Source organism: Streptomyces thermospinosisporus, assembly GCF_039526425.1.
GTDB classification, from domain to species: Bacteria; Actinomycetota; Actinomycetes; order Streptomycetales; family Streptomycetaceae; genus Streptomyces; species Streptomyces thermocarboxydovorans.
On record NZ_BAAAIZ010000090.1, the window covers coordinates 65,871 to 85,521 of the forward strand.

General features: G+C 70.8%; 37 protein-coding genes. 33 read left to right on the forward strand and 4 right to left on the reverse strand.

Annotated elements, in window-relative coordinates; all coding sequences use genetic code 11:
* Positions 1-101 precede the first annotated feature (101 nt).
* Both ABD207_RS25730 and ABD207_RS25735 read left to right on the forward strand, forming a co-directional pair.
* On the forward strand, positions 102-311 hold the full coding sequence (locus ABD207_RS25730) for a hypothetical protein (RefSeq protein ID WP_344015520.1): 210 nt from the start codon (positions 102-104) through the stop codon (positions 309-311).
* Positions 308-535: a hypothetical protein gene (locus ABD207_RS25735; RefSeq protein ID WP_344015521.1), complete on the forward strand. Its 228-nt coding sequence runs from the start codon at positions 308-310 to the stop codon at positions 533-535. The genes ABD207_RS25730 and ABD207_RS25735 overlap by 4 nt, the downstream gene beginning before the upstream one ends.
* A 176-nt stretch (positions 536-711) precedes the next feature.
* Here ABD207_RS25735 and ABD207_RS25740 read toward each other — a convergent pair whose 3' ends face one another.
* The 3 genes from ABD207_RS25740 to ABD207_RS25750 all read right to left on the reverse strand — a co-directional run bounded on the left by ABD207_RS25740 (position 712) and on the right by ABD207_RS25750 (position 1,771).
* Positions 712-918 carry a hypothetical protein gene (locus ABD207_RS25740; RefSeq protein ID WP_344015522.1) on the reverse strand — a complete coding sequence of 69 codons (207 nt, stop codon included), beginning with the start codon at positions 916-918 and terminating at the stop codon, positions 712-714.
* 168 nt (positions 919-1,086) lie between these two features.
* Positions 1,087-1,458, reverse strand: coding sequence for a DUF6221 family protein (locus ABD207_RS25745; protein ID WP_344015523.1), 372 nt, complete (start codon positions 1,456-1,458; stop codon positions 1,087-1,089).
* The gene (locus ABD207_RS25750; protein WP_344015524.1) at positions 1,451-1,771 is read right to left on the reverse strand and encodes a helix-turn-helix domain-containing protein; all 321 of its coding nucleotides are present in this window, start codon (positions 1,769-1,771) and stop codon (positions 1,451-1,453) included. The genes ABD207_RS25745 and ABD207_RS25750 overlap by 8 nt, the downstream gene beginning before the upstream one ends.
* Before the next feature lie 182 nt (positions 1,772-1,953).
* On the opposite strand from ABD207_RS25750, the gene ABD207_RS25755 reads away from it, so the two are divergent.
* The 11 genes from ABD207_RS25755 (at position 1,954) to ABD207_RS25805 (ending at position 7,273) form a co-directional block, all read left to right on the forward strand.
* The gene (locus ABD207_RS25755) at positions 1,954-2,259 is read left to right on the forward strand and encodes a hypothetical protein (protein ID WP_344015526.1); all 306 of its coding nucleotides are present in this window, start codon (positions 1,954-1,956) and stop codon (positions 2,257-2,259) included.
* Entirely contained in the window at positions 2,259-2,531 is a 273-nt protein-coding gene (locus ABD207_RS25760) for a hypothetical protein (RefSeq protein ID WP_344015527.1), read from the forward strand. Before ABD207_RS25755 ends, ABD207_RS25760 begins: the two co-directional genes overlap by 1 nt.
* Positions 2,528-2,755 carry a hypothetical protein gene (locus ABD207_RS25765; RefSeq protein WP_344015528.1) on the forward strand — a complete coding sequence of 76 codons (228 nt, stop codon included), beginning with the start codon at positions 2,528-2,530 and terminating at the stop codon, positions 2,753-2,755. The genes ABD207_RS25760 and ABD207_RS25765 overlap by 4 nt, the downstream gene beginning before the upstream one ends.
* Positions 2,752-2,907 (forward strand): hypothetical protein, encoded by a 156-nt coding sequence (locus ABD207_RS25770; RefSeq protein WP_344015529.1) that lies wholly within the window; start codon positions 2,752-2,754, stop codon positions 2,905-2,907. Before ABD207_RS25765 ends, ABD207_RS25770 begins: the two co-directional genes overlap by 4 nt.
* Positions 2,908-2,991: 84 nt before the next feature.
* A complete protein-coding gene (locus ABD207_RS25775) occupies positions 2,992-3,378 on the forward strand; it encodes a hypothetical protein (protein WP_344015530.1) in 387 nt (128 codons plus the stop codon).
* Positions 3,379-3,407: 29 nt separating this feature from the next.
* Positions 3,408-4,520 (forward strand): hypothetical protein, encoded by a 1,113-nt coding sequence (locus tag ABD207_RS25780; protein WP_344015532.1) that lies wholly within the window; start codon positions 3,408-3,410, stop codon positions 4,518-4,520.
* Positions 4,517-5,110, forward strand: a complete 594-nt coding sequence (locus ABD207_RS25785; RefSeq protein ID WP_344015534.1) for a hypothetical protein — start codon at positions 4,517-4,519, stop codon at positions 5,108-5,110. The genes ABD207_RS25780 and ABD207_RS25785 overlap by 4 nt, the downstream gene beginning before the upstream one ends.
* A gap of 10 nt (positions 5,111-5,120) precedes the next feature.
* Positions 5,121-5,564 carry a hypothetical protein gene (locus ABD207_RS25790; protein ID WP_344015535.1) on the forward strand — a complete coding sequence of 148 codons (444 nt, stop codon included), beginning with the start codon at positions 5,121-5,123 and terminating at the stop codon, positions 5,562-5,564.
* 1 nt (position 5,565) lies between these two features.
* Positions 5,566-6,216: a hypothetical protein gene (locus tag ABD207_RS25795; protein WP_344015536.1), complete on the forward strand. Its 651-nt coding sequence runs from the start codon at positions 5,566-5,568 to the stop codon at positions 6,214-6,216.
* An 87-nt stretch (positions 6,217-6,303) separates the two neighbouring features.
* Positions 6,304-6,456: a hypothetical protein gene (locus tag ABD207_RS25800; protein ID WP_344015537.1), complete on the forward strand. Its 153-nt coding sequence runs from the start codon at positions 6,304-6,306 to the stop codon at positions 6,454-6,456.
* Positions 6,457-6,871: 415 nt separating this feature from the next.
* On the forward strand, positions 6,872-7,273 hold the full coding sequence (locus tag ABD207_RS25805; protein WP_344015538.1) for a hypothetical protein: 402 nt from the start codon (positions 6,872-6,874) through the stop codon (positions 7,271-7,273).
* 64 nt (positions 7,274-7,337) lie between these two features.
* Here ABD207_RS25805 and ABD207_RS25810 read toward each other — a convergent pair whose 3' ends face one another.
* Positions 7,338-7,598 (reverse strand): hypothetical protein, encoded by a 261-nt coding sequence (locus ABD207_RS25810; protein ID WP_344015539.1) that lies wholly within the window; start codon positions 7,596-7,598, stop codon positions 7,338-7,340.
* Between the two features lie 154 nt (positions 7,599-7,752).
* On the opposite strand from ABD207_RS25810, the gene ABD207_RS25815 reads away from it, so the two are divergent.
* The 20 genes from ABD207_RS25815 to ABD207_RS25910 all read left to right on the forward strand — a co-directional run bounded on the left by ABD207_RS25815 (position 7,753) and on the right by ABD207_RS25910 (position 19,585).
* Positions 7,753-8,112 carry a hypothetical protein gene (locus tag ABD207_RS25815; RefSeq protein ID WP_344015541.1) on the forward strand — a complete coding sequence of 120 codons (360 nt, stop codon included), beginning with the start codon at positions 7,753-7,755 and terminating at the stop codon, positions 8,110-8,112.
* A gap of 19 nt (positions 8,113-8,131) precedes the next feature.
* Positions 8,132-8,392 carry a hypothetical protein gene (locus tag ABD207_RS25820; RefSeq protein ID WP_344015542.1) on the forward strand — a complete coding sequence of 87 codons (261 nt, stop codon included), beginning with the start codon at positions 8,132-8,134 and terminating at the stop codon, positions 8,390-8,392.
* Positions 8,393-8,532: 140 nt separating this feature from the next.
* A complete protein-coding gene (locus ABD207_RS25825; protein WP_344015543.1) occupies positions 8,533-8,685 on the forward strand; it encodes a hypothetical protein in 153 nt (50 codons plus the stop codon).
* 70 nt (positions 8,686-8,755) lie between these two features.
* Positions 8,756-9,148, forward strand: coding sequence for a hypothetical protein (locus tag ABD207_RS25830; protein WP_344015544.1), 393 nt, complete (start codon positions 8,756-8,758; stop codon positions 9,146-9,148).
* A gap of 232 nt (positions 9,149-9,380) precedes the next feature.
* The gene (locus ABD207_RS25835; RefSeq protein WP_344015545.1) at positions 9,381-9,557 is read left to right on the forward strand and encodes a hypothetical protein; all 177 of its coding nucleotides are present in this window, start codon (positions 9,381-9,383) and stop codon (positions 9,555-9,557) included.
* A complete protein-coding gene (locus ABD207_RS25840; RefSeq protein ID WP_344015546.1) occupies positions 9,554-9,724 on the forward strand; it encodes a hypothetical protein in 171 nt (56 codons plus the stop codon). Before ABD207_RS25835 ends, ABD207_RS25840 begins: the two co-directional genes overlap by 4 nt.
* Complete coding sequence (locus tag ABD207_RS25845; protein ID WP_344015547.1) at positions 9,721-9,984, forward strand: hypothetical protein; 264 nt, start codon at positions 9,721-9,723, stop codon at positions 9,982-9,984. Before ABD207_RS25840 ends, ABD207_RS25845 begins: the two co-directional genes overlap by 4 nt.
* Before the next feature lie 40 nt (positions 9,985-10,024).
* The gene (locus ABD207_RS25850; RefSeq protein WP_344015548.1) at positions 10,025-10,408 is read left to right on the forward strand and encodes a DUF7736 domain-containing protein; all 384 of its coding nucleotides are present in this window, start codon (positions 10,025-10,027) and stop codon (positions 10,406-10,408) included.
* Positions 10,409-10,547: 139 nt separating this feature from the next.
* Positions 10,548-11,180 (forward strand): ParB/RepB/Spo0J family partition protein, encoded by a 633-nt coding sequence (locus ABD207_RS25855; protein WP_344015549.1) that lies wholly within the window; start codon positions 10,548-10,550, stop codon positions 11,178-11,180.
* Positions 11,181-11,221: 41 nt separating this feature from the next.
* A complete protein-coding gene (locus ABD207_RS25860) occupies positions 11,222-11,758 on the forward strand; it encodes a hypothetical protein (RefSeq protein WP_344015551.1) in 537 nt (178 codons plus the stop codon).
* Positions 11,759-11,789: 31 nt separating this feature from the next.
* Entirely contained in the window at positions 11,790-12,836 is a 1,047-nt protein-coding gene (locus ABD207_RS25865) for a dTDP-glucose 4,6-dehydratase (protein ID WP_344015552.1), read from the forward strand.
* Entirely contained in the window at positions 12,818-13,471 is a 654-nt protein-coding gene (locus ABD207_RS25870; RefSeq protein ID WP_344015553.1) for a 2OG-Fe(II) oxygenase, read from the forward strand. Before ABD207_RS25865 ends, ABD207_RS25870 begins: the two co-directional genes overlap by 19 nt.
* A complete protein-coding gene (locus ABD207_RS25875) occupies positions 13,468-14,145 on the forward strand; it encodes a glycosyltransferase family 2 protein (RefSeq protein ID WP_344015554.1) in 678 nt (225 codons plus the stop codon). The genes ABD207_RS25870 and ABD207_RS25875 overlap by 4 nt, the downstream gene beginning before the upstream one ends.
* A gap of 14 nt (positions 14,146-14,159) precedes the next feature.
* The gene (locus ABD207_RS25880; protein WP_344015555.1) at positions 14,160-14,975 is read left to right on the forward strand and encodes an NAD-dependent epimerase/dehydratase family protein; all 816 of its coding nucleotides are present in this window, start codon (positions 14,160-14,162) and stop codon (positions 14,973-14,975) included.
* Positions 14,965-15,618, forward strand: a complete 654-nt coding sequence (locus ABD207_RS25885) for a glycosyltransferase domain-containing protein (protein WP_344015556.1) — start codon at positions 14,965-14,967, stop codon at positions 15,616-15,618. The genes ABD207_RS25880 and ABD207_RS25885 overlap by 11 nt, the downstream gene beginning before the upstream one ends.
* Positions 15,618-16,055, forward strand: coding sequence for a class I SAM-dependent methyltransferase (locus ABD207_RS25890; RefSeq protein ID WP_344015557.1), 438 nt, complete (start codon positions 15,618-15,620; stop codon positions 16,053-16,055). Before ABD207_RS25885 ends, ABD207_RS25890 begins: the two co-directional genes overlap by 1 nt.
* The gene (locus ABD207_RS25895; protein WP_344015558.1) at positions 16,052-16,357 is read left to right on the forward strand and encodes a hypothetical protein; all 306 of its coding nucleotides are present in this window, start codon (positions 16,052-16,054) and stop codon (positions 16,355-16,357) included. The genes ABD207_RS25890 and ABD207_RS25895 overlap by 4 nt, the downstream gene beginning before the upstream one ends.
* A complete protein-coding gene (locus ABD207_RS25900; RefSeq protein ID WP_344015560.1) occupies positions 16,344-16,970 on the forward strand; it encodes a glycosyltransferase family 2 protein in 627 nt (208 codons plus the stop codon). The genes ABD207_RS25895 and ABD207_RS25900 overlap by 14 nt, the downstream gene beginning before the upstream one ends.
* 11 nt (positions 16,971-16,981) lie before the next feature.
* Positions 16,982-18,349 carry a terminase large subunit domain-containing protein gene (locus ABD207_RS25905; protein ID WP_344015562.1) on the forward strand — a complete coding sequence of 456 codons (1,368 nt, stop codon included), beginning with the start codon at positions 16,982-16,984 and terminating at the stop codon, positions 18,347-18,349.
* Positions 18,350-18,469: 120 nt separating this feature from the next.
* Positions 18,470-19,585 (forward strand): RNA-guided endonuclease InsQ/TnpB family protein, encoded by a 1,116-nt coding sequence (locus ABD207_RS25910; protein ID WP_344015564.1) that lies wholly within the window; start codon positions 18,470-18,472, stop codon positions 19,583-19,585.
* Positions 19,586-19,651: the final 66 nt, after the last annotated feature.

Sequence of the window (19,651 nt, forward strand, 5' to 3'; positions counted from 1 at the left end):
GGCATCGCCATCGTCGTCTGGCCCATCGCCAGCGGCGCCCTGCTCCTCCTCCGCGAGGCAGGGCGCCGCGCCCACACAGCCATCTGCAACCGGAGAAACCCATGACCTACCGAGACGCCACCGGCCACCGCCTTGAACTGGAGCCGGACACCGACCTCGACGACCGCCCGGTCGTCACCGTGTGGGCGCGCGCCCCCTTCGCCCGCGTCCCCGTCCGCGTCTCCCTCCACGACGTCGAGACCCTCGTCGCCGAGCTGCGGGAAACCGCCCGCCAAGCCGCGACCAGCGCGATCCCCGGAGGCCAGGCGTGACCCACCTCCTCGCCGCGGCCCTCGGCCTCTCCGTCGGCTGGTGCATCGGCCACTCCACCGCCCGCATCCGCCACGTCCCCATCGGCGCCACCCGCGAGCAGGACCAGGCCGCACTCGACGCCGCCGACGAGCAGCTCATCACCGAATGGCGGGCCCGGCTCGACCAGCTCACCGCACCCTTCGAACCACCCACCGAACAACCCCCCACCGACATGGCACCCTGAACCCACGCTGCACGCCGGCGCGGACGGTGTTCAGAGGCGGTGGCCCGCGGCCACGGGCGCGACCGCCACAGCAACGGCCCGCCACACCAAACCGGTGCGGCGGGCCGAACACTGGGCGCCCCTCCCATGTGGACCCCCGACGCTACGCCCACCCACCCCCCGACGGAACCCCCCGGTCAGTGCTCCCACACGTCCGGGCCCCCACCACGCCACTCGATCCACTCCGCCCCCGCCACGTCGAGATCGTCGACCTCCGGCAGGCCCGCCGTCTGCAGGAACCCCGCCACGTCCCGCAGTGAGAACGCCCGACCGAGCCGCACCCCGCCGGCGCGCACGGCCCGCCCGCCCTCCTCGTCCGGCGGGAACACGATCACCTTCGGCATACGGCCAGCGTGCGGCACACCACTGACAACCGCGACTTGACGAGGCGTGGCACGCTGGTGGTGCTGGCCGGGCCGTACCGCTGCTGCCGACCCGCCAGTGCTGCACTCGTTCAGCAACAAGCCCCCACCGGGCTCATCCGGTGGGGGCTCTTTTGTGCGTCCAGGGGGCTACGGGCGCCACTCCTCGCGGTAGCCGGGCCGGTCCGCGTAGGGCAGGGCGAGGCTGCGCAGCAGGTCCCCGTGGATCTCATCCCATCCCATGACGGTGGCGTGGGTGTTGATGCGTCCGATCAGCCGCCGCTTGGCGTCGATCTCGCGCAGCACCCGCGCCGGATCATGCTCCGCGATGTGCCGGGCGAACTCTTCGCCGAGTCCCGAACCGATCACCGCGTTCCGTGATCGGATCTCCCAGTCCACCTCGTCGACTTGGGCCGCATTCCACCCGTTGAAGGTTTGGGTGCCAGCACACCACTCCGTCGCCCGCGCGATCCGCTCGTCGTCGTCGAGCTGCGCGCGCAGCCACACCACCAGGTCACCCATCCTGCGCCCCCTCCGCCTTCTTCCGCTTGGCCGGCCCCGCCGACTCGCCGTCGATGATCTGCCGCACCCGGCCAAAGCTCACCCCGAGCATGCCCGCGATCTTCCGGTACGACATGCCGCCGTCGTGCAGCTCCTTTACCGCCCTCTGGCGCGCGGCTCGCACCCGTGCATGGGTGTCCGGCCACTGGTCGAGCAATGCCGTAAGCCGCCGAGCCCGGTCCTCCGCGCTGCCGTCGGCCCCAAGTTCGTCGATGGCGTCGAGCACCCGCTGCACCTCCTCGTCCGGCGCGTTGTTCGCCGCGTCGTCTGTCACGACAACTCCCTGTTTCAGGAGCGCCGCCCTTTCCCTGCGCTGTGCGTGTAGGGTACCCTGCACAGTCGTTGGGTGGTAGCAGCGCTGCCACTTGACCAACAACAAAGCCCCGACCCGGAGTTGCCGCTCCATATGGGTCGGGGCGGACCAACCCACAACCGATACGAAAGGGCAGGTCCGCCATGGAGCGTACCGACCACAACAGCGCAGACGAAGCCCTACGCCACCTGCTCGGCCAGCCGAGCTACGCCGCACAGGTCCTGCTCGTCACCGCCACCATCCTCGAGCTCGCGCCCACCCGGCCCGTCGACCACGAGACCCGCGAGCACGCCCTCGACGTCGCCCACGACGCGATCCTGGCCACCCTGCCCGACCCGGTCAGCCGCGACGCCATGGACCGCGCCTACCGGGCGCTGCCGGAGCTCACCGGCATCAGCCGCGGCGAGTACGCCCTCCGCCTCCGCCACGCCGCCAAGGAGCTCGGCTGATGACGCGCGAAGACCCCGGACTGGCCCGCGCCGAGCGCATCGTCACGCTCGCCGCCGACTACCTCGACCGGTACCCGCAGCAGCAGGCCCTCATGGACGAGCCGATTCTGCGCGACGCCCTCCGCGCCGTGCAGAACCCCATCCTCCGCGAGGTCCGCCCCCGCAGCTCTCAGAGCCTCGTGCGGGCCCTCGTCCGCAGCATGCTGCCCCCGATCTCCGGCACGGTCGGCGAGTACGCGCGCCGCCTCCGCGCAAGGGCGGCGCACGAATGAACCAGCAGCAACAGCAGCCGTCCACCCGCGCCGTGCTCGTCGAGCTGGCGGACCGCCTCGAGCGCCAGCCGAACCGCGAGACGGACCTGCACACCGTCCGCGGATGGGCCCGCGCCTTCGGCCTCACCGGCGATTGGGTCGACATCCTGCCGCCTCCGGCCGGCGCCCACCACTGCGAGTACGCGGCCCGCCTGCGCGCCCTCGCCGAGGGGGTTGGCCGATGAGCGAGCAGCAGCCGCCCCCGGCCCGCGCCTGCCCCGCCTGCGGCGGCGCCAAGGGCCACGTCGTCGACCACAGCCACGACGGCAAGACCGTCCAGGTGTGGCGCACCTGCGGCGCCTGCGGCGGCACCGGCATCCAAGGCGGAGGCATCTAAGCCCGACCGCCGTCTCACCCCACCGACCGCCGCGCCCCGCGGAAACCCCCAGCGCGGGGCGCGGCCCAACCCCGGACACCCACCATGCGCACCCTGCGAACACTGCTCCGCCTGCTCGTCGTCGCCGCCGTCATAGCCGCGTTCGCCGCGAGCGTCGCCGCCGGCGTCTCCTACCTGATCCTCGACGGCAGCGCCCTCGACGACCGGCAGCCCACCCGGCCCCCGACCGTCGCCCAGCCCGAACCCACCGCCACCCCGACCGCCAGCATCCCGGCCAAACCACGGCCGTCCCGCTGGCCGCTGAACGCCTGCCTCGACCGCCAACTGCAGCGCATCGACTGCACCCCCGGCGCGCTCCGGATCGTCGGCACCGTCCACCAGCCGGGCCCCACCCCGTGCGCCGACCTGCCCGAGACAACCCACACCCGCCACGCAGGCGACACCGCCCTCTGCCTCACCACCCGCCACTAACCCCCACCACAGCGCACCGGAGGCGCACCGTGCAGACCCTCACCCGCGGACAGAAAATCGTGCTCGGCGCCGCGACCCTGCCGATGATCGCGGCAGGCGTCGCCGGCGCATGGGGCACCTACGACAACATCGTCTCCGTACTCCACCGGCACGGCACCGCCGCCGGCGTCGTCGCCGCCGGTGAGGGCGCCGTCCTCGTCCTCGCGCTCGTCTACGTCGGGCTGACGATGCTCGGCCAGGCGGCGCCCCGCACCGTCCGCGCCGGACTGTGGCTGCTGCCCGCTGCAGCGTCCACCACCGGCCTGGTCATCGCCCCGACCACCCGCGAGGCGGTCGTGTTCGCGATCACCCCCATGGCCATGACCGTGTCCGCCGAGGGTCTCGGCCTGCTCGCCCGCCGCATCGTCGTGCACGCCACCGGCCGGGACACCGAGGCGCAGCGCCGCAACGCGGCCACCCTCCGACGCATCGCCTACCTGCGCGCCCGCTCGCTTCACCACCCGTGGCGGATCGTCCGCAAGTGGTCGGCGCTGCGTGCGTGGCGGCTCATGGCTCACGTCGGCGAGGGGGACATGCGGCTCGGTGACGGGCTCACCACGGTGATGCGTGAGCGGCTCACCGAGGGCGCGGGGGAGGCCCTCGGTGACATGCTCGGCCCGCAGACGGCGGCCGGTGAGCTGCCCCCGGTTGAGCCGGTGAGCCCGCCCCCGGTGAGCCGTGAGCCGATGAGCCGCGAGCCGGTCGAGCCCGAGCCGAGCCCCGAGACCGCAGGGTTCGACGAGGCCGTGCAGACCGCCCTCAGCGTCGCCGCGCCCGCCCGCGCCCGCGAGCCGCAGCCCCTCCCACTGCTCGCGCACCAGACCGATGACCTGCCCGTCCGCGGTGAGCCCGTCTCGCCGCTGACCGAGCCGGCCCCGACAGCCTCCGACGCCCCCGCCCCCGCGGTCGTGAACGAGCCGCACATCGACGAGCAGGAGCGGCAGATCTGCGAACTCGTCTCGCGGCTCAAGGAGGGGGAGCGGCTCACCAAGAACACCGCGGCCCTGTTGCTGGGCGTGAGCCCGGCCACCGCGGGCCGACGGCTCAGGGCGGCCCGGGAGCGGCTCGACGCCGGCACCGAAGGGACCGGGATGTACCTGTGAGCCGCACCGAGATGAGCCGTGAGCCGGGCGGCGATGAGCTGCGCGCCCGAGCTCTGCTGCACGCCCACGACGTCCACCCGTTCGGCCACGCCCCGCAGGAGCCCGCCATGCCCGCACCGCCCGACCCGGAGTGGTGGAGGCGCGCCCCCAAGCACGACGAGCCGCAGCCGGCCGACCCGGAGCCGCCCGCACCGCCCGCGCCGCCCGCATCGGCCGAGCAGGCGCCCGGGGTGCACGTCCACATCACGCAGACCTCCGCCCCGCAGCCCGACACCGACCCCGCCGAGACCGACCGGCGCCGCCGCATCCGGCGCTGGTGGGCCTACAACGGCTCAGCAGCCGCCGCCGGATGGGCGCTGCAGCTCGACGCCGTGATCCGGGAGGGCCTGCTCGAGCCGCTCGGCAACAGCGCCACCCCCGCCGGGATCGCGCTCGCCGGATTCGCGTGGGTCGGCGCCGAGTTCGTGGCCAGCGGCTACCTGCGCCTGCTGCCCGCCCGGCTGCACCCGCCCGTCCTGTGGGTCCTGCGCATCCCCATGGCAACCGCCCTGCTCGCTACCGCGCTGAACACGCCCAACGCCCTGATCTAGGAGATCCCTCGTGTACCTGGCAGCCCCGGAAGGAGCCGTTTTCGGCGCGCTCGGCGCCGGCGGGCTGGCGTTCGCTCTCGCCCTGTTCCTCGCGCTCGGCGTGAAGGGGGAGGGGCGGGTACGGCTCAAGGACAACCCCGCGATGATCTGCGGTTTCGTCGCCTCTACCGCGTTCAGCGCGGCGGGCTCAATCTGGTCGAACCCCGAGAGGATCACCAGCCAAGGGCTCACCGGCCTCGGCGTCGGCAGCGGCTCCGGCCCGTTCGGCAACGTCGGGATCGGAGCCGTCGCCCTCGTCCTGCTCATCCTCATGACCTGCTGGCGGCTCACCCCGCTACGAGGCGCGATCCTCGGGCTCATCGCGGGCATCGTGTGGCCGGCGGCAGGCGACGGCACGCTGTGGGCGATCCCCTCGGAGCTGGCCGCAGCAGTCCTCATGATGATCGGGGGCTGACGTGCGGGTATGGGTTGCGATCTGGACCGGCTCATCCCGGATCAGCCGGGGGATCGCTGCGTGGATCGCCGCCGGGCCGCTGCTGAGACTCGCCCTGGTGGTGCTCGCCGGGGGGTTCCTGCGGGGCTGGCCCGGATGGGACGTCGCGGTGCCCATCCTGGCGGCCGGATGGCTCGTGACCGCGGTCGTGCTGGGGCTGCGCCTGCCGAACCCGCTCGAGCCTGGCACGGCCCCCGGGCCGACCCCCGATCGGGGCCCCGAGGGGCAGCCGTTCGAGGCCGCCCCGGAGCCCGCCGGGATCACCCGCGAGCAGCTCGTCCGGGCCCTTCACGAGGTGGGCTCACCGCACGCCCACACGGCCGCCCTCGCCGAGCATCTCGGGGCCCCAGCGCAGGCCGTGAAAACGGCGCTCGCCGAGGCCGGGATCCCCACCCGCGGAGGGGTGCGGATGAAGGGCCGCCGGTCGGGTGTCTCCCCGGGCGTGCACCGGGACGACTTCCCGCCCCTCCCCTCCCCCGCGGTCGAGGCCGCTCCGGAGGGGCCGTTGACCAGCAACAACAACGACAACAACAACAGCAGCAGCGCCGCGTTCACGACCGTCCCGGACGGCAGCAATCCAGCCCGGACGCTCGTGCGCTGGCTCCGCCGATAAGCCCCGGAGCGGGCCGCCCCAACCACCAAGTAGAGCGCGGCCCGCCCCGGCCCCCCTATCCCGACGAGGAGACAGGAGAGCGCCATCATGGCACTCGGGTTCAAGAAGACCATCAGCCCCGACGACCCGCGTCTCAAGGGCCACGAGACGACCTATCAGGCGAGCCGCGGAGGATGGTTCAAGCGGGCGCAGCAGGAGCCGCAGCAGGGGAAGACCGCCAAGCGCGAAACCCGGCGCTGAGCGGTTTGACAGCGCTGCGACACTGACAGTGCGACACTCCACCGCACCCGGCCCCACCACCCCTTCCCCCCGCGGGTGGTGGGGCCGTCGCACACCTACCGCTCGGCCGGCTCCCGCCCGCGACCAGCCGGAGCAGGCACCGCACGCGCCAGCCACCGCCCATCCGTCATAAACCGCGGCGTCAACACCGGCACGAACCCGCCCTCCACCAGCCGCGCCAACACCTCCGCGCACTCATCCTCCGAGTCCGCCTGCACACTCACCCGCACACTCATGCACCGCAGTGTGCCGCCCCCTCACCCACACCAGCCACCCCAACGAGCGCAATCACGTCACAGAACAGTGACAGTGTCTGCACGATCCCTCCACGCCCCGCCATGATGCGCCCCAGCACAACAACCACTGGGGGGACCCCATGCGCACAACCACCACCGCGATCGCTGCCGCCCTGCTCCTCGCCCTGACCGCCTGCGGATCCGGCGACGACGACAAACCGGCCGCAGAGCCGAGCCCCTCGAAGACCCTCAGCAGAGAGGAGCAGTACCTAGAGACCGCGCACGAGATCCCCTTCAGCGGCAGCCCGTCGGACGCCGCGCTACTGGCGTACCCGGAGGAGTGGTGCAAGCAACTGGACGACGGCCACAGCGTTGAGTGGATGTTCGAGATGTTCGGCGGCGGAGGCTTGTACCCGGTCGGCGACGACTGGGGCACAAAGAAGGACGACGCGAACAAGCTCCTGGTGGCCGGCGTGAAGGCGTACTGCCCGGAGAACCTGGATGCGGTGCGACAGGAGTTGCGGGAGTCCGGCGAGTACTGATCCGTCTCATGGTGCGGCCCCGCTCCGGGAGGGTTCCCGGGCGGGGCCTTCGTCGTTCTCTCCCTCAGCCGGAGGGCGTGCCTCCGGTCATCTTGCCGTCACGGATCTGAGCGACGTACTCGCGTGTCCAGCCGGACCGACGGGACAGCTCGGCAAGGACGCCTCGCTTCCGGTCCTCGCCCCGGTTCTCTGGGAAGGCGTTGAAGATCTCTTTGTAGAGGGCTTCCTGCTTCTCCGAGACGGCGCGCTGGAGTTCGCGGAGTTCGCGGCTCAGACGTTCAACGGCCTCGTAGCGGTCTTCCTGGGTTGGCTCGGGTGCGTTCATACGGACAGGATCGCACACCGACTTGGCTAGGAATATAGGTGAACATTATTTGCGTGCCAAGTTGGCCAATGGATTTGACTATGAGAACCGAGTTGGCATAGCGTGTAGCTACACCCCGAGCAAGGGGCCAGCCACACCGAGGGGGAACCCACACATGAACGCCGCCACCCGCACCCGCCGAGCCACCCTCCGCACCCGCGCCGCCCACACCCGCACCACCCGCCGCGCACACCGCGCCACCAACACCGGCCAACCCCAACCCGCCCGCACCCACCTCATCGCCGCCGGCATCCCCCCCACCACCGCCAAGCGCTACGCCGCCGCCTTCTCCCGCGGCCTCACCGCCGACGCCGCCCGCACCACCAAGATCAAACTCAAGGGCCGCACCCGCAAGACCACCCAGATCAAGCTCTACACCGCCACCACCTTCGCCCACCGCCTCGCCACCTACCGCCCCCGCGACATCACCGCCGCCCGCCTCTTCGAACAGGCCGCCCACCGCCTCGCCGCCTAACCCCACAACGGAGGCCCCAATGCCCACCGTCCCCCCGTTCACGCCCGTTCCCGGCGGATACGTCACCGCCCAACGCCTCGGAGACCAGTACGTCATCGAGGGCTGGTGGCTCGACCCCACCCCCTCCCACCACGACGAGCCCTGCACCCAGCCCATCTACCACCTGATCGCCAACACGCCCGAGCAGGCCGCCGCCCTCGTGAACGAGTTCGTCGCCGACCTCACCGACTTCATCAGCCACCTGACCAGCAGGGAGAACCCAGGCCCCAACCCGAACTGAAGCCGCTGCCCATGACCTGGGAGCAGGCCCTCGCCGAAGCCAAAAAGCGCAACATCAACAAGGCCAGCGACCCCGCAAGATGGCCTACAAGCAGGCCGCCGCCAAGCTGGCCCTCGCCGCCTGACCCGAGAGGAGCCCCGATGCCCCGAATGATCGGCCGCCACTGCCCCGACGGACCCGGCGGACGCGACTGCCACTGCTGCGGGCAGCCCCCCGGCCGCGCCCGCAAGACCGCCCGCCGCCGCGTGAAGCGCGCCGAGCGGCAGCAGTGGAAGCGCAACACCCGCAACTGACAGACCACCTGGACCAGGCCGCGCAACTCGCACTCACCGTCTAACCCTTCGATACGACAGGAGGCCCACCATGGACTTCAAGGACGCCTGGAACATCGCCGTCGCCGAAATCACCCCGCAGCCGTGGGACTACACGACCAGCGACGGCACCCTCACCGTCATCCCCGCCGGGCTGCGCGCCAGCAAGGACGAAGCCGAAGTCGTCATCCGCGTCAACGAGACCGAGGAGTGGGTGAAGACTCCGGACGTGCAGCACCTCATCGACGCTCTCACCGCCGGTGAGTCGTGGACGTCCGTCTGGAGCGGCTGGGGTACCGAGGTCACTGTCGCCGACGGCGGAGTGACGGTCGCTGTGTGGGAGCACGGCGTGGCCGCTTCGGTGACGCTGCCGCCGGAGCAGCGGCTGCCGCTCGCGTCCGCGTTCGCCCGCGCCTACGACGTTGCCCGCGCCTGGGAGGGCTGACCTCCCCAAGGTCCCGCCCCCGGCCTGACTTCCCGCAGGAGAACCCCGTTAAGCGCATCATCCTCGTGGCTGCCCGCCTCAGCCGCTGCCCGTACTGCTACGGCGACGGCCGCCACCACGTGCAATGCCCACACTTCTGATCCCCCCACCGCACCTGCGTCGGCCTGATCCACCCCCGCTACACGCGCGGCGCGACCGGGCCGACGGCAAGGGCCACCGAAAGGCGCGTTACATGACCGACTACCCGTACCTCCCCGTCGAGTGCCGCACTGGCGCCTGTGACCACGACCCCGACCGCTGCCTCCGCTTCCGCTCCCGCCGATGCGAGTCCGGCCAGTGCACCCACGCCCGGCAGAACCTCCTCTGCGCTGTCAACTACCCCACCGAGAGCAGCGAGGCCACCCGATGACCGTTCCGAACCCGTCCGGCTGCCGCTGGTGCGACCTCGACGAACGCGGCCACGCCCGCCAGTGGAAGCCGCCCGTCGGCTGGCACAAGTGGGAGCAGCCCACGCAGGAACAGGTCAAGGAGCGGATGCGCGTTCGCCGCGCAGCAAGCACCGAGGAGACCGCATGATCCGCGAGCACACCTGCATCACCGTCGCCTGCGACGTCTGCCAATACAAGTTCGACGAGGATGAGTACACCGCCCACTTCGCCGACCTGAACGAAGCCCGTAAGGCCCTCACTGGTACCGGCTGGACCATTACCGCCGACCGCAAGGTGTTCTGCGCCTCTGGCGACACGGAGCACCAGGCCGCCCTCGACGCACTGATGCCGCCCGAGCCCGTCATGCAGACGCCTGGCCAGCTTTCCATCGACACCGACCAGTCGTAACCCACCGCCACCGCCCGCCCACCTGAGAGAGGATGGCTACATGGCCACCCAGACCTTCGCGCTCGCCGACGTCCTCAGCGTCACCACCGAGAAGCTCCTGTCCCGCCGCCACATGGACGGGATCTACGAGATCCTCAACTTCATGACCGGGCAGAACCTATTCACCCACCAACTTCCCGACGCGTGCGACAAGGCCAAGCCCGCCCTGCTGCAGCAGCACCCGCACCTCGCCGACGTCATGCCGCCGGACGGCCTGGACAAGCACGACCTGATGGCCTGGCTCGTCGAGGCCGAGCGCGTGCACGGCGAGACGATCGAGGTGACGCCGCTCAGCGACTGGGAGCACCGCGACCCGATCGAGGATCTGTGCGACAAGGTCGGCCCCGAGAAGGTGTGGGTCATGCCGGTGCCGCCGCAAGCCTGACCTCTGCACGAACTGAAGGCCCGCCCCCGACGCCCTCGGGTGCGGGCCTTCGTCCTGCGCGCGACCCCATGAGCCGCCACCCCGGTTGCACGCATCGTTACCATCAAACCACGCCACCCAGTAACCAAGGGGGAAACCCGTGGCCACCAACACCAACCACCCCACCGCCACCTACATCCGCACCACCGACATCCCCCTCAACGAACTCACCCCCTTCCCCGGCAACGCCAAACACGGCGACATCGACCAGATCCGCGCCAGCCTGCGCCGCAACGGCCAATACCGCAGCCTCGTCGTCCGCGCCATCCCCGACGGCCCCCTCACCGTCCTCGCCGGCAACCACACCCTCAAAGCCCTAGCCGCCGAAGGCCACACCACCGCCCGCTGCGAACTCATCCTCTGCGACGACGACACCGCCCGCCGCATCAACCTCGCCGACAACCGCACCGCCGACCTCGGCACCTACGACAACGACGCCCTCGCCGAACTCCTCTCCTACCTCGAAGGCGACTACGACGGCACCGGCTACACCGCCGCCACCGCCGACTACCTCCTCCACTACCCCGACCCCGACGACCCGGCCACCGGCACGGCACCCACCAGCGCGCCCATCTCCCGCCCCGGCGACACCTGGCAACTCGGCCCCCACACCCTCGCCTGCGGCGACACCGACCTCCACACCGCCGACCATCTGTGCCGCCACTACCAGGAGACCACCGGCGAACCACCCGTCCACGCCGCCACCGGCGAGCTGCGAGACTTCACCACCTGATGATTTTGAAACGCACCAGACCCTGAGACGAGGAGGACGCCATGGCCGCATCACGCGCGCAGCGCGCACGCGCCGCCGAGAAGCGGAAACTGGCCGTCGAACTCGCCCTCGCCGGCCTCGACTGGGAATCCATCGCCGAACGCACCGGCTACGCCTCCAGAGGCGCCGCCTGCACCGCCGTCAACGAAGCCCTGAAGAACCACCTCAAGGAGATGGGCCAGAACCTCGACGAGCTCCGCACCGTCGAGATCGCCCGCCTCGACCGGCTCCAAGCCGCCCTCTGGCCCAAAGCCATGAAGGGCGACACCAAAGCCGCCGACAGCGTCGCCCGGATCGTGGCGCAGCGGTGCAAGCTCCAGGGCGTCGAACCCCCCACCAAGATCCAGCTCGAGCACCGCATCGAGCTGGAGGCGCGCATCGTCGTCGACGCTGTCGGCGCGGCACTCGGCGTGCTCAACCTCGACGAGGAGCAGCGGACCGCGGCGCTCACCGCCGCCCAGCAGCACCTCCTCTCCACCGCCGGCCGCGCCCCGGAGACGGTGGTCGGGGAACTCGTCGCCTCCACCACCCCGGAATGATCATGCGCGGGGGGCTTCTACCGTCCCCGCCATGCGCATCCTCCTCACCGGCGCGAGCGGGTTCGTCGGCAGCCACGTCCTCCACCACCTGCTGACCCACACCCGCGCCGAGATCATCACCCCCTGGACCCTCCGCCACCGCGGCAACTCCCAGCGCATCACGGCCGCGATCCCACCCGGCGCCGAGCACCGCGTCACCACCGTGATGCACGACCTCGCCACCCCCATCCCGCGCACCCTCGCCCGCGACATCGGCCGCGTCGACTACATCCTCAACCTCGCCTCCGAGTCCCACGTCGACCGCAGCATCGCCCACCCCGCCGAGTTCATCCGCAACAACACCGAGCTGATCCTCAACGTGCTCGACTACGCACGCGAGGCGCGCCCGCGGATGCTGCTCCAGATGGGCACCGACGAGGAGTACGGGCCCGCCCCGGCCGGCTACGCGCACCGCGAGTGGGACACCGTCCTGCCCTCCAACCCGTACAGCGCGAGCAAGGCCGCTCAGTCCGCCATCTGCACGGCGTACTGGCGCACCTACGGCGTGCCCGTCGTACTGACCCGCACCATGAACCTCATCGGCCCCGGCCAGGACCCGGAGAAGTTCGTCCCCCTCACCATCCGCAAGATCCTCGCCGGGGAGACCGTGCCCATCCACTCCAGCCCCGACGGCCAACCCGGCTCACGCCACTGGATCGACGCCCGCGAGTTCGGCGCCGCCTGGCTGCACCTCATCACCCACCACCAGCCGCAGATGTACCCGCAGCACGACCGGCCCTCCATGTGGCACATCGTCGGCGAGGAACGCTCCAACCTCGACATCGCCCAAACCATCGCCCGCATCCTCGGCCGGCCCCTCGACTACGAACTCGTCGCCTACCACGCCTCCCGGCCCGGACACGACCTGCGGTACGCCCTCGACGGCAGCAAACTCGCCGCCGCCGGCTGGCAGCCGTCACGCCCCCTCGACGACACCCTCGCCGACATCGTCGCCTGGTACCTCGACCACCCGTCGTGGCTCGACACCGACACCTCCACCCCCCCAGGAGACAACCCGCCATGCTGTCTGACGCGCTGACCGAGGAGCACCGCGCCGCCTTCGCGAACGCCCAGCCGTTCCCGCACCTCGTCCTCGACGGGCTCTGGCCCGACGACGAACTCCACGCCGCAGCAGCCGAGTTCCCACCCGGCGACGACCCCCGCTGGATGACCTACCCCGACCCGAAGGAGTACGGCAAACGCGCCGGCGACTCCCGCATGTGGGGCCCGGCCGTCAACCGCTTCTTCACCCACGCCCGCTCACAGCAGATGTGCCGGCATCTGGAGGAGCTGACAGGGATCGGCCCGCTCACCGCGGACGATGTGGGTGGCGGGATGCACATGACCGGGCCTGGCGGCAGGCTCGAGACGCACGTCGACTTCAACACGCATCCGACGCTGCCGCTCGAGCGGCGCATCAACCTGCTCGTCTTCCTCAACTCCGAGTGGGAACGCGACTGGGGCGGCGTCCTCTACCTCGGCCAGCAGCGCGAGGTGGAGGTGCTGCCGCCGTTCAACCAGACCGTCATCTTCGCCTGCTCCCAGGACTCGTGGCACGGCCACCCCGACCCCATCACCGGCGAGCACTGGCGGCGCTCCCTCGCCTGCTACTACTACGCCCCGCTGCGCCCCGAGACCGGGCCCGCGCACAGCACCGTATGGCGGCCCCAGTGAGCGTCCCCTACCGGGCGGCCGTCATCCCCGTCCGCGACCGGCACGACCTGCTCACCGACTGCGTCGGCTCCGTCATCGACCAGGTCGACCGGGTCATCATCATCGACAACCTGTCCGACCCGCCCGTCGACGTGGAGCAGTGGTACGGCAAAGCAGGCGTCGTCCGTATCCCGCTGGACCCACCGAACATCTCCACCCTGTGGAACGTCGGCCTCGCCCTCGCCGACGCCTCCGCACACACGGAAGGCGCCGGCGTGTGGGACATCGCCGTCCTCAACAGCGACGTGGTCGTGCCTCCGGGCTGGATCGACCGCCTGTCCCGCGCCATGCGCTCCACCACCGCCGTGCTCGCCTACCCCGACCAGTTCGGTGGCACCCGGCAGATCCTCCACACGAAGGCCGAGCCGATCGACCTCCGCAAGCGCATCACGGGCTACGCCTACATGCTCCGCGGCGAACACGGCCTCCGCGCCGACGAGTCCATGAAGTGGTGGGCGAGCGACGACGACCTCGACTGGCGCGCCCGCGAGCAGGGCGGCGCGCTCCTCGTGCCTGGCATCCCCGTCGAGCACCGCTGCCCGAACGGGTCGATGCACGAGCGGCCCGAACTGCACCAACAGGCGGCGCAGGACATCAAGACCTTCAAAGCCAAGTGGGGGCGGACCCCATGGTGAACCAGGAGACACCCTTGAAGATCGCAGTCACCGGCGGTGCAGGCTTCTTCGGCCGCGCCACCATCAACGCCGCCGAACAGGCTGGGCACGACGTGTGGGCGTTCGACACCAGCCTCGGCCACGACGTCCTGGGCAAGCTCGACGCCCTCAAGGGCGCCGACGTCGTCATCCACCTCGCCGGCGTCCTCGGCACGAGCGAGTTGTTCGACACCCCGGAGACCGCCGTCGACGTCAACATCCGCGGCACACTCCGCATCCTCGAGTGGTGCCGTCACCACAATGCCGCCTACGTCGGCATCTCGATGCCGGACCCGTTCCCCAGCGTGTACACCGCCACCAAGGTCGCCGCACGCCGCCTCACCACCGCCTGGCACCACGCCTACGGCCTCCGCACCAGCACGGTGCGCGCCTTCAACGGCTACGGCCCCCACCAGGCCCACGGCCCCGGCCACCCCCAGAAGATCCTCCCCACCTTCGCGCGCGCCGCCTGGGAGGGCCGGCCCCTGCCGATCTGGGGCGACGGCACCCAGACCATCGACCTCGTGCACTGCGACGACGTCGGCCGCATGCTCATCGACGCCGCCGCCCACGGCGACGACGCCACCTTCGACGCCGGCACCGGCGTGCCCGTCACCGTCAACCAGCTCGCCGAGTTCGTGCTGGAGGTCACCGGCAGCACCGCGGGTGTGGAGTACCTGCCGATGCGGCCCGGCGAAGTCCCCGTGCACATCACCGCGACCGGGGAGGGCTGGGACCGGCTCGGCTGGAAGCCCGAGCTCGACTGGGACCGCGTCGCCGACACGGTGAGGTGGTACCGGGATGCCCGCTGACGTCGCGATCCTCACCGCGGTCTACGACGGCTACGACACCGTCAAACCCGTTCTCCCGCAGACCGGGGCCAGCGTGGAGTGGATCCTCGTCACCGACACCCCGCCCGACGACCCGCGAGGGTGGACGGTCGTGCACGAGCCGCGCCCCGAGCTGCCCCCGGTGCGCGCCGCGAAAGCCCCGAAGCTGGAGCCCTGGAAGTACACGGACGCGCCCGCGAGCGTCTGGGTGGACGCCTCCTACCGGATCGTGTCCCCGACCCTCGCCGTCGACCTTGTGGAACACGCGGACCCGATCGCCCAGTGGGTGCACCCGTGGCGGGACTGCTTGTACGACGAGGCCGTCGAAGTCGGCCGGGCCGGGCAGGACCCCGACGGGATCGCGGTGTGGCAGGCGGACCGCTACCGCGCTGCCAAGCATCCGGAGCACTGGGGGCTGTGGGCGTCCGGGGTGATCGCCCGCCGGCACACGCCCGCGGTGAAACGGATGGGCGCCCTGTGGGCGAAGGAGATCGCGGACGGCTCGTCACGGGATCAGGTGTCGGAGCCGTTCGTGCTGCGTAAGACGCGGCTGCGCCCGGCCGCGTTGCCGGGCACCCACCTGGCGAACCGGTGGCTGCGGTATGAGGGGAGCGGACGGCACTGATGCGACTGGAGATCGGCGGCGGGCACATCGTGCCCCCAGGCTGGACGAACCTCGACCCGGTCAATGGGCACGGGGAGTGGAAGCGGCTGGCGCAGGACACCCCGTGGCCCGTGGGCGACCGTGCGGTGGAGGCGATCCGCGCCGCGCACGTGATGGAGCACATCCCCGCCGGCGAGCCGCGCCTGGCGGTGATGAACGAGGCGCACCGCGTCCTGCGCCGGGGCGGGGTGTTCGAGATCCGTGTGCCGGACTGTCTGTCGGGGACGTGGAACGCGTGGGCCGATCCGACGCACGTGAGCTTCTGGTGCGTGGAGTCGTTCCACTACTTCGACGGGACGAAAGCGGCGAACGCCGACTACGGCATCCGGCTGTGGAAGACGCTGGAGCTGCGGGTGCAAGGCGACAACGAGATCCTCTGGAAGGGAACACCGCGATGACCACCACCGAGAGCAGCACCGTCCAGCTCACATGCCGCATCCCAAACTGCGGTGCGCCCGTGACGGCCCAGGCAGCGACCGATGCAAAAGGTCGTCTGGACATCGACGTGTCAGGCGCCAGGGAGCACGCCGCCGAGCACACCGAAGAAGAGGCCCGGTTCAACGACTTGATCCCCACCTGGTTCCACTGCGGAGTGCCTTGGGAGCACGAGGAGCACGTCTACCTGCACGGAGAAGCGGGAACGGATCAGTGGGTGTGCCCCGGGATCACGTGGCAGGAGACGGGCAGTGCCGGGGTCTGAGGTTACGGTCGTCGTCCCATTCCACGAGGCCCGACGGCGCAGCGGACTCCTCGACCGCGCCACCCGCTCCGTCCAACAGCAGACCATCCCCGTACACCTCCAACTCGCCGAGGACATCCACCACAAGGGCGCCGCCACCACCCGACAAGCAGGCCTCGAGCTCGTGGACACGGAGTGGACGGCGTTCCTCGACTCGGACGACGAGATGGACGCGGACCACATCGAGCAGCTCCTCGCCTGCGCGCGCGACACCAGCGCCGACTACGTGTACCCCTGGTTCCGCGTCGTCGGCGGCTCCGACCCGTTCCCCATGTTCTTCGGCAAACCGTGGGACAACGCCCACCCCCACCAAACCACCATCACCATCCTCGTGCGCACGGAACTGGCACAGCAGGTCGGGTTCCACGAGCCGCCACCCGGCAGCACCATCCACGGCCAGCGCGGCGGCGAAGATTGGCACTTCACCCTCGGCTGCATGGCTGCCGGCGCCCGCATCGTCCACCACCCGGCCCGCACCTGGACCTGGCACCACGGACGTCAGAACACCAGCGGCCGACCCGACCGAGGCGACGCCCGCCCCGGCGCCGGAACACGCCGCCACCGACGACGGTGACAATCCGGGGCATGACGAGCACCGATGACCGGGCCGCGGTCGCGGAGCGCGCCGCAGCCCTCCTCGACAGCCTCCTCAAACCCCGCTGGCAGCCGCAGCCCCACCAGATCCCCCCACCCGGCAACTGGACGGGCTGGCTACTCATGGCCGGCCGCGGCGCCGGCAAGAGCAAGGCGTGCTCCGAGTACGTGCGGCAGCACGTCAACGGGCCGCCGTGCCTGCCCGGCCCGGTCCCGCACTGGATCGCGATCATCGCGCCAACGCTGGGCGACGGCGTCACCTCCATGTACGAAGGGCCCGGCGGTATCCGCAACGCGGACCCCGGCGCCCGCCTCGTGCAGGCACCGGGCGGCACCGTCATCCGCTGGCCCAACGGGTCGCAGGCGAAGCTGTTCGGCGCGCACACCCCGGAGGACGTCGAACGTCTCCGCGCCGGCGGCAACTCCTGCCTCGCCGTCCTTGAGGAGTTCGCGGCCTGGCGGTACATGGAGCAGACCTACGACCAGTTGCGTTTCGGTCTGCGGTCCGGGCCGCGCCCCCACTGGATCGCCGCCACCACCCCCAAACCCCGGCCGCTCCTCAAGCGGATGCTCGCCGGGGAGATCCCCGGCATCGTCCACACCCACGCCACCATGTACGACAACCCCTTCCTCGAGCAGTCCGTGAAAGACGCGCTCGAGCAGACGTATGCGGGCACGGACATCGGCGCGCAGGAGCTGCACGGCCGGCTGATCGACGAAGTCGCCGACGCGCTGTGGACACGCGCCACCATCGAGGAGACCCGCGTCCGCCCCGCCGACGTACCCGACCTCACCCGCATCGCGGTCGGTATCGACCCCTCCGGCGGGGCGGGGGAGCAGGGCATCGTGGTCGTCGGCAAGTCCGGGCTACTGCCCGCCCCGGACGGGGGCCGGCCGCAGCACCACGGCTACGTCCTCGACGACCGGTCGTGCAAGCTGTCCCCGGATCAGTGGGGCCGGCGGGCGGTGCAGGCCGCGGTCGACTGGGAAGCCGACGAGCTGGTCGTGGAGCGGAACTTCGGCGGGGACATGGCCGTGGCCACGCTCCGCGCTGCCGCGGAGGCGCTCGGGGTGAACATCCCCATCCGCACGGTGCTCGCCACCCGCGGCAAAGCGGTACGCGCCCAGCCGGTTGCCGCTCTCGCCGCACAGGGGCGTTGGCACATGGCCGGCGTGTTCCCCGAGCTGGAGGACCAGTTGGCGACCTGGTACCCGGAGGTCGGATGGTCACCCGACCGGCTGGATGCGATGGTGTGGCCGGCCTGGCAGCTGCGCCTCGTCGGCACGACCAGCCGCGGGCAGGGCTCGTTGGGCGGGGGGCTGGCCAGAAAGCAGATCGCCGGCGGGCGGATACGGTGACCGGCATGAGTGGAGTGATCGTGACCGTTAAGGCCGCAAACCCCGTCCTTCAGGGCGGGGATAGGCCGGTACCGGCCCGCACTTTGAGGTTTGACACGATCATGGGCTATCGTGTTAGCCATGTCCCAGACGATCAAGCGGGCGTACAAGTACCGCTTCTACCCGACAACCGAACAGGCGGCGCTCCTGCACCGCACGTTCGGCTGCGTCCGGTACGTCTGGAACAAGGCCCTGGCCGAGCGGACACGCCGCTACAAGGACGAGGGCAAGAACACCACCTATGTGGATACGGCGAAGTGGCTGACCGCGTGGAAGCAGGACGAGGAGTCCGAGTTCCTGCGCGAGGTGTCGAACGTGCCGTTGCAGCAGACGCTGCGGGCTCAGCAGGTGGCGTTCAACAACTTCTTCGCCAAGCGGGCCAAGTACCCGCAGTTCAAGTCGCGGAAGAAGTCCCGGAAGTCAGCGACGTTCGCGAACAACGCCTTCTCGTTCCGGGATGGCCAGCTCAAGCTCGCCAAGACCACGGAGCCGTTGCCGATCCGCTGGCACCGTCCGCTGCCCGAGGGCGCGGAGCCGTCCACGGTCACGGTGTCGCAGGACGCGGCGGGACGCTGGTTCGTCTCGCTCCTGGTGGAGGAGACCATTACGCCGCTTCCGGATACGGGCGCGGTCGTGGGGATCGACGCTGGTCTGGATCACCTGGTCACCCTGTCTACCGGGGAAAAGGTGGCGAACCCTCGTCACGAACGGGACGACCGGCGGAAGCTGGCGAAGGCGCAGAAGGCGCTTGCCCGCAAAGCCAAGGGCTCGAACAACCGGGCCAAGGCGCGTCAGCGGGTCGCCCGGATTCATGCGCGGATCGCCGACCGGCGCCGCGATCATCTGCACAAGGTCACCACTCGGCTGGTACGCGAGAACCAAGCCCTGGCCATCGAGGACCTGACCGTGCGCAACATGCTCAAGAATCACTCCCTAGCCCGCGCCATCTCGGACGCCGCATGGTCGGAGTTGCGGAGCATGCTGGAGTACAAGACCGGCTGGTACGGGCGGGAACTCCTGCTCGTGGACCGATGGTTCCCCTCTTCCAAGCTGTGCTCCACCACGGGGTGCAGCCACGTCAACGAGAAGATGCCGCTGAACGTGCGGTCCTGGACGTGCCCGAGCTGCGGCACGCACCACGACCGCGACGTGAACGCGGCGACCAACATCCTCGCGGCCGGGCTGGCCGAGAGGTAAAACGCCTGGGGAGGGCTGGTAAGACCGGCTCCGGAGTCTTCCGGGGAGGCGCGGCCCGATGAATCA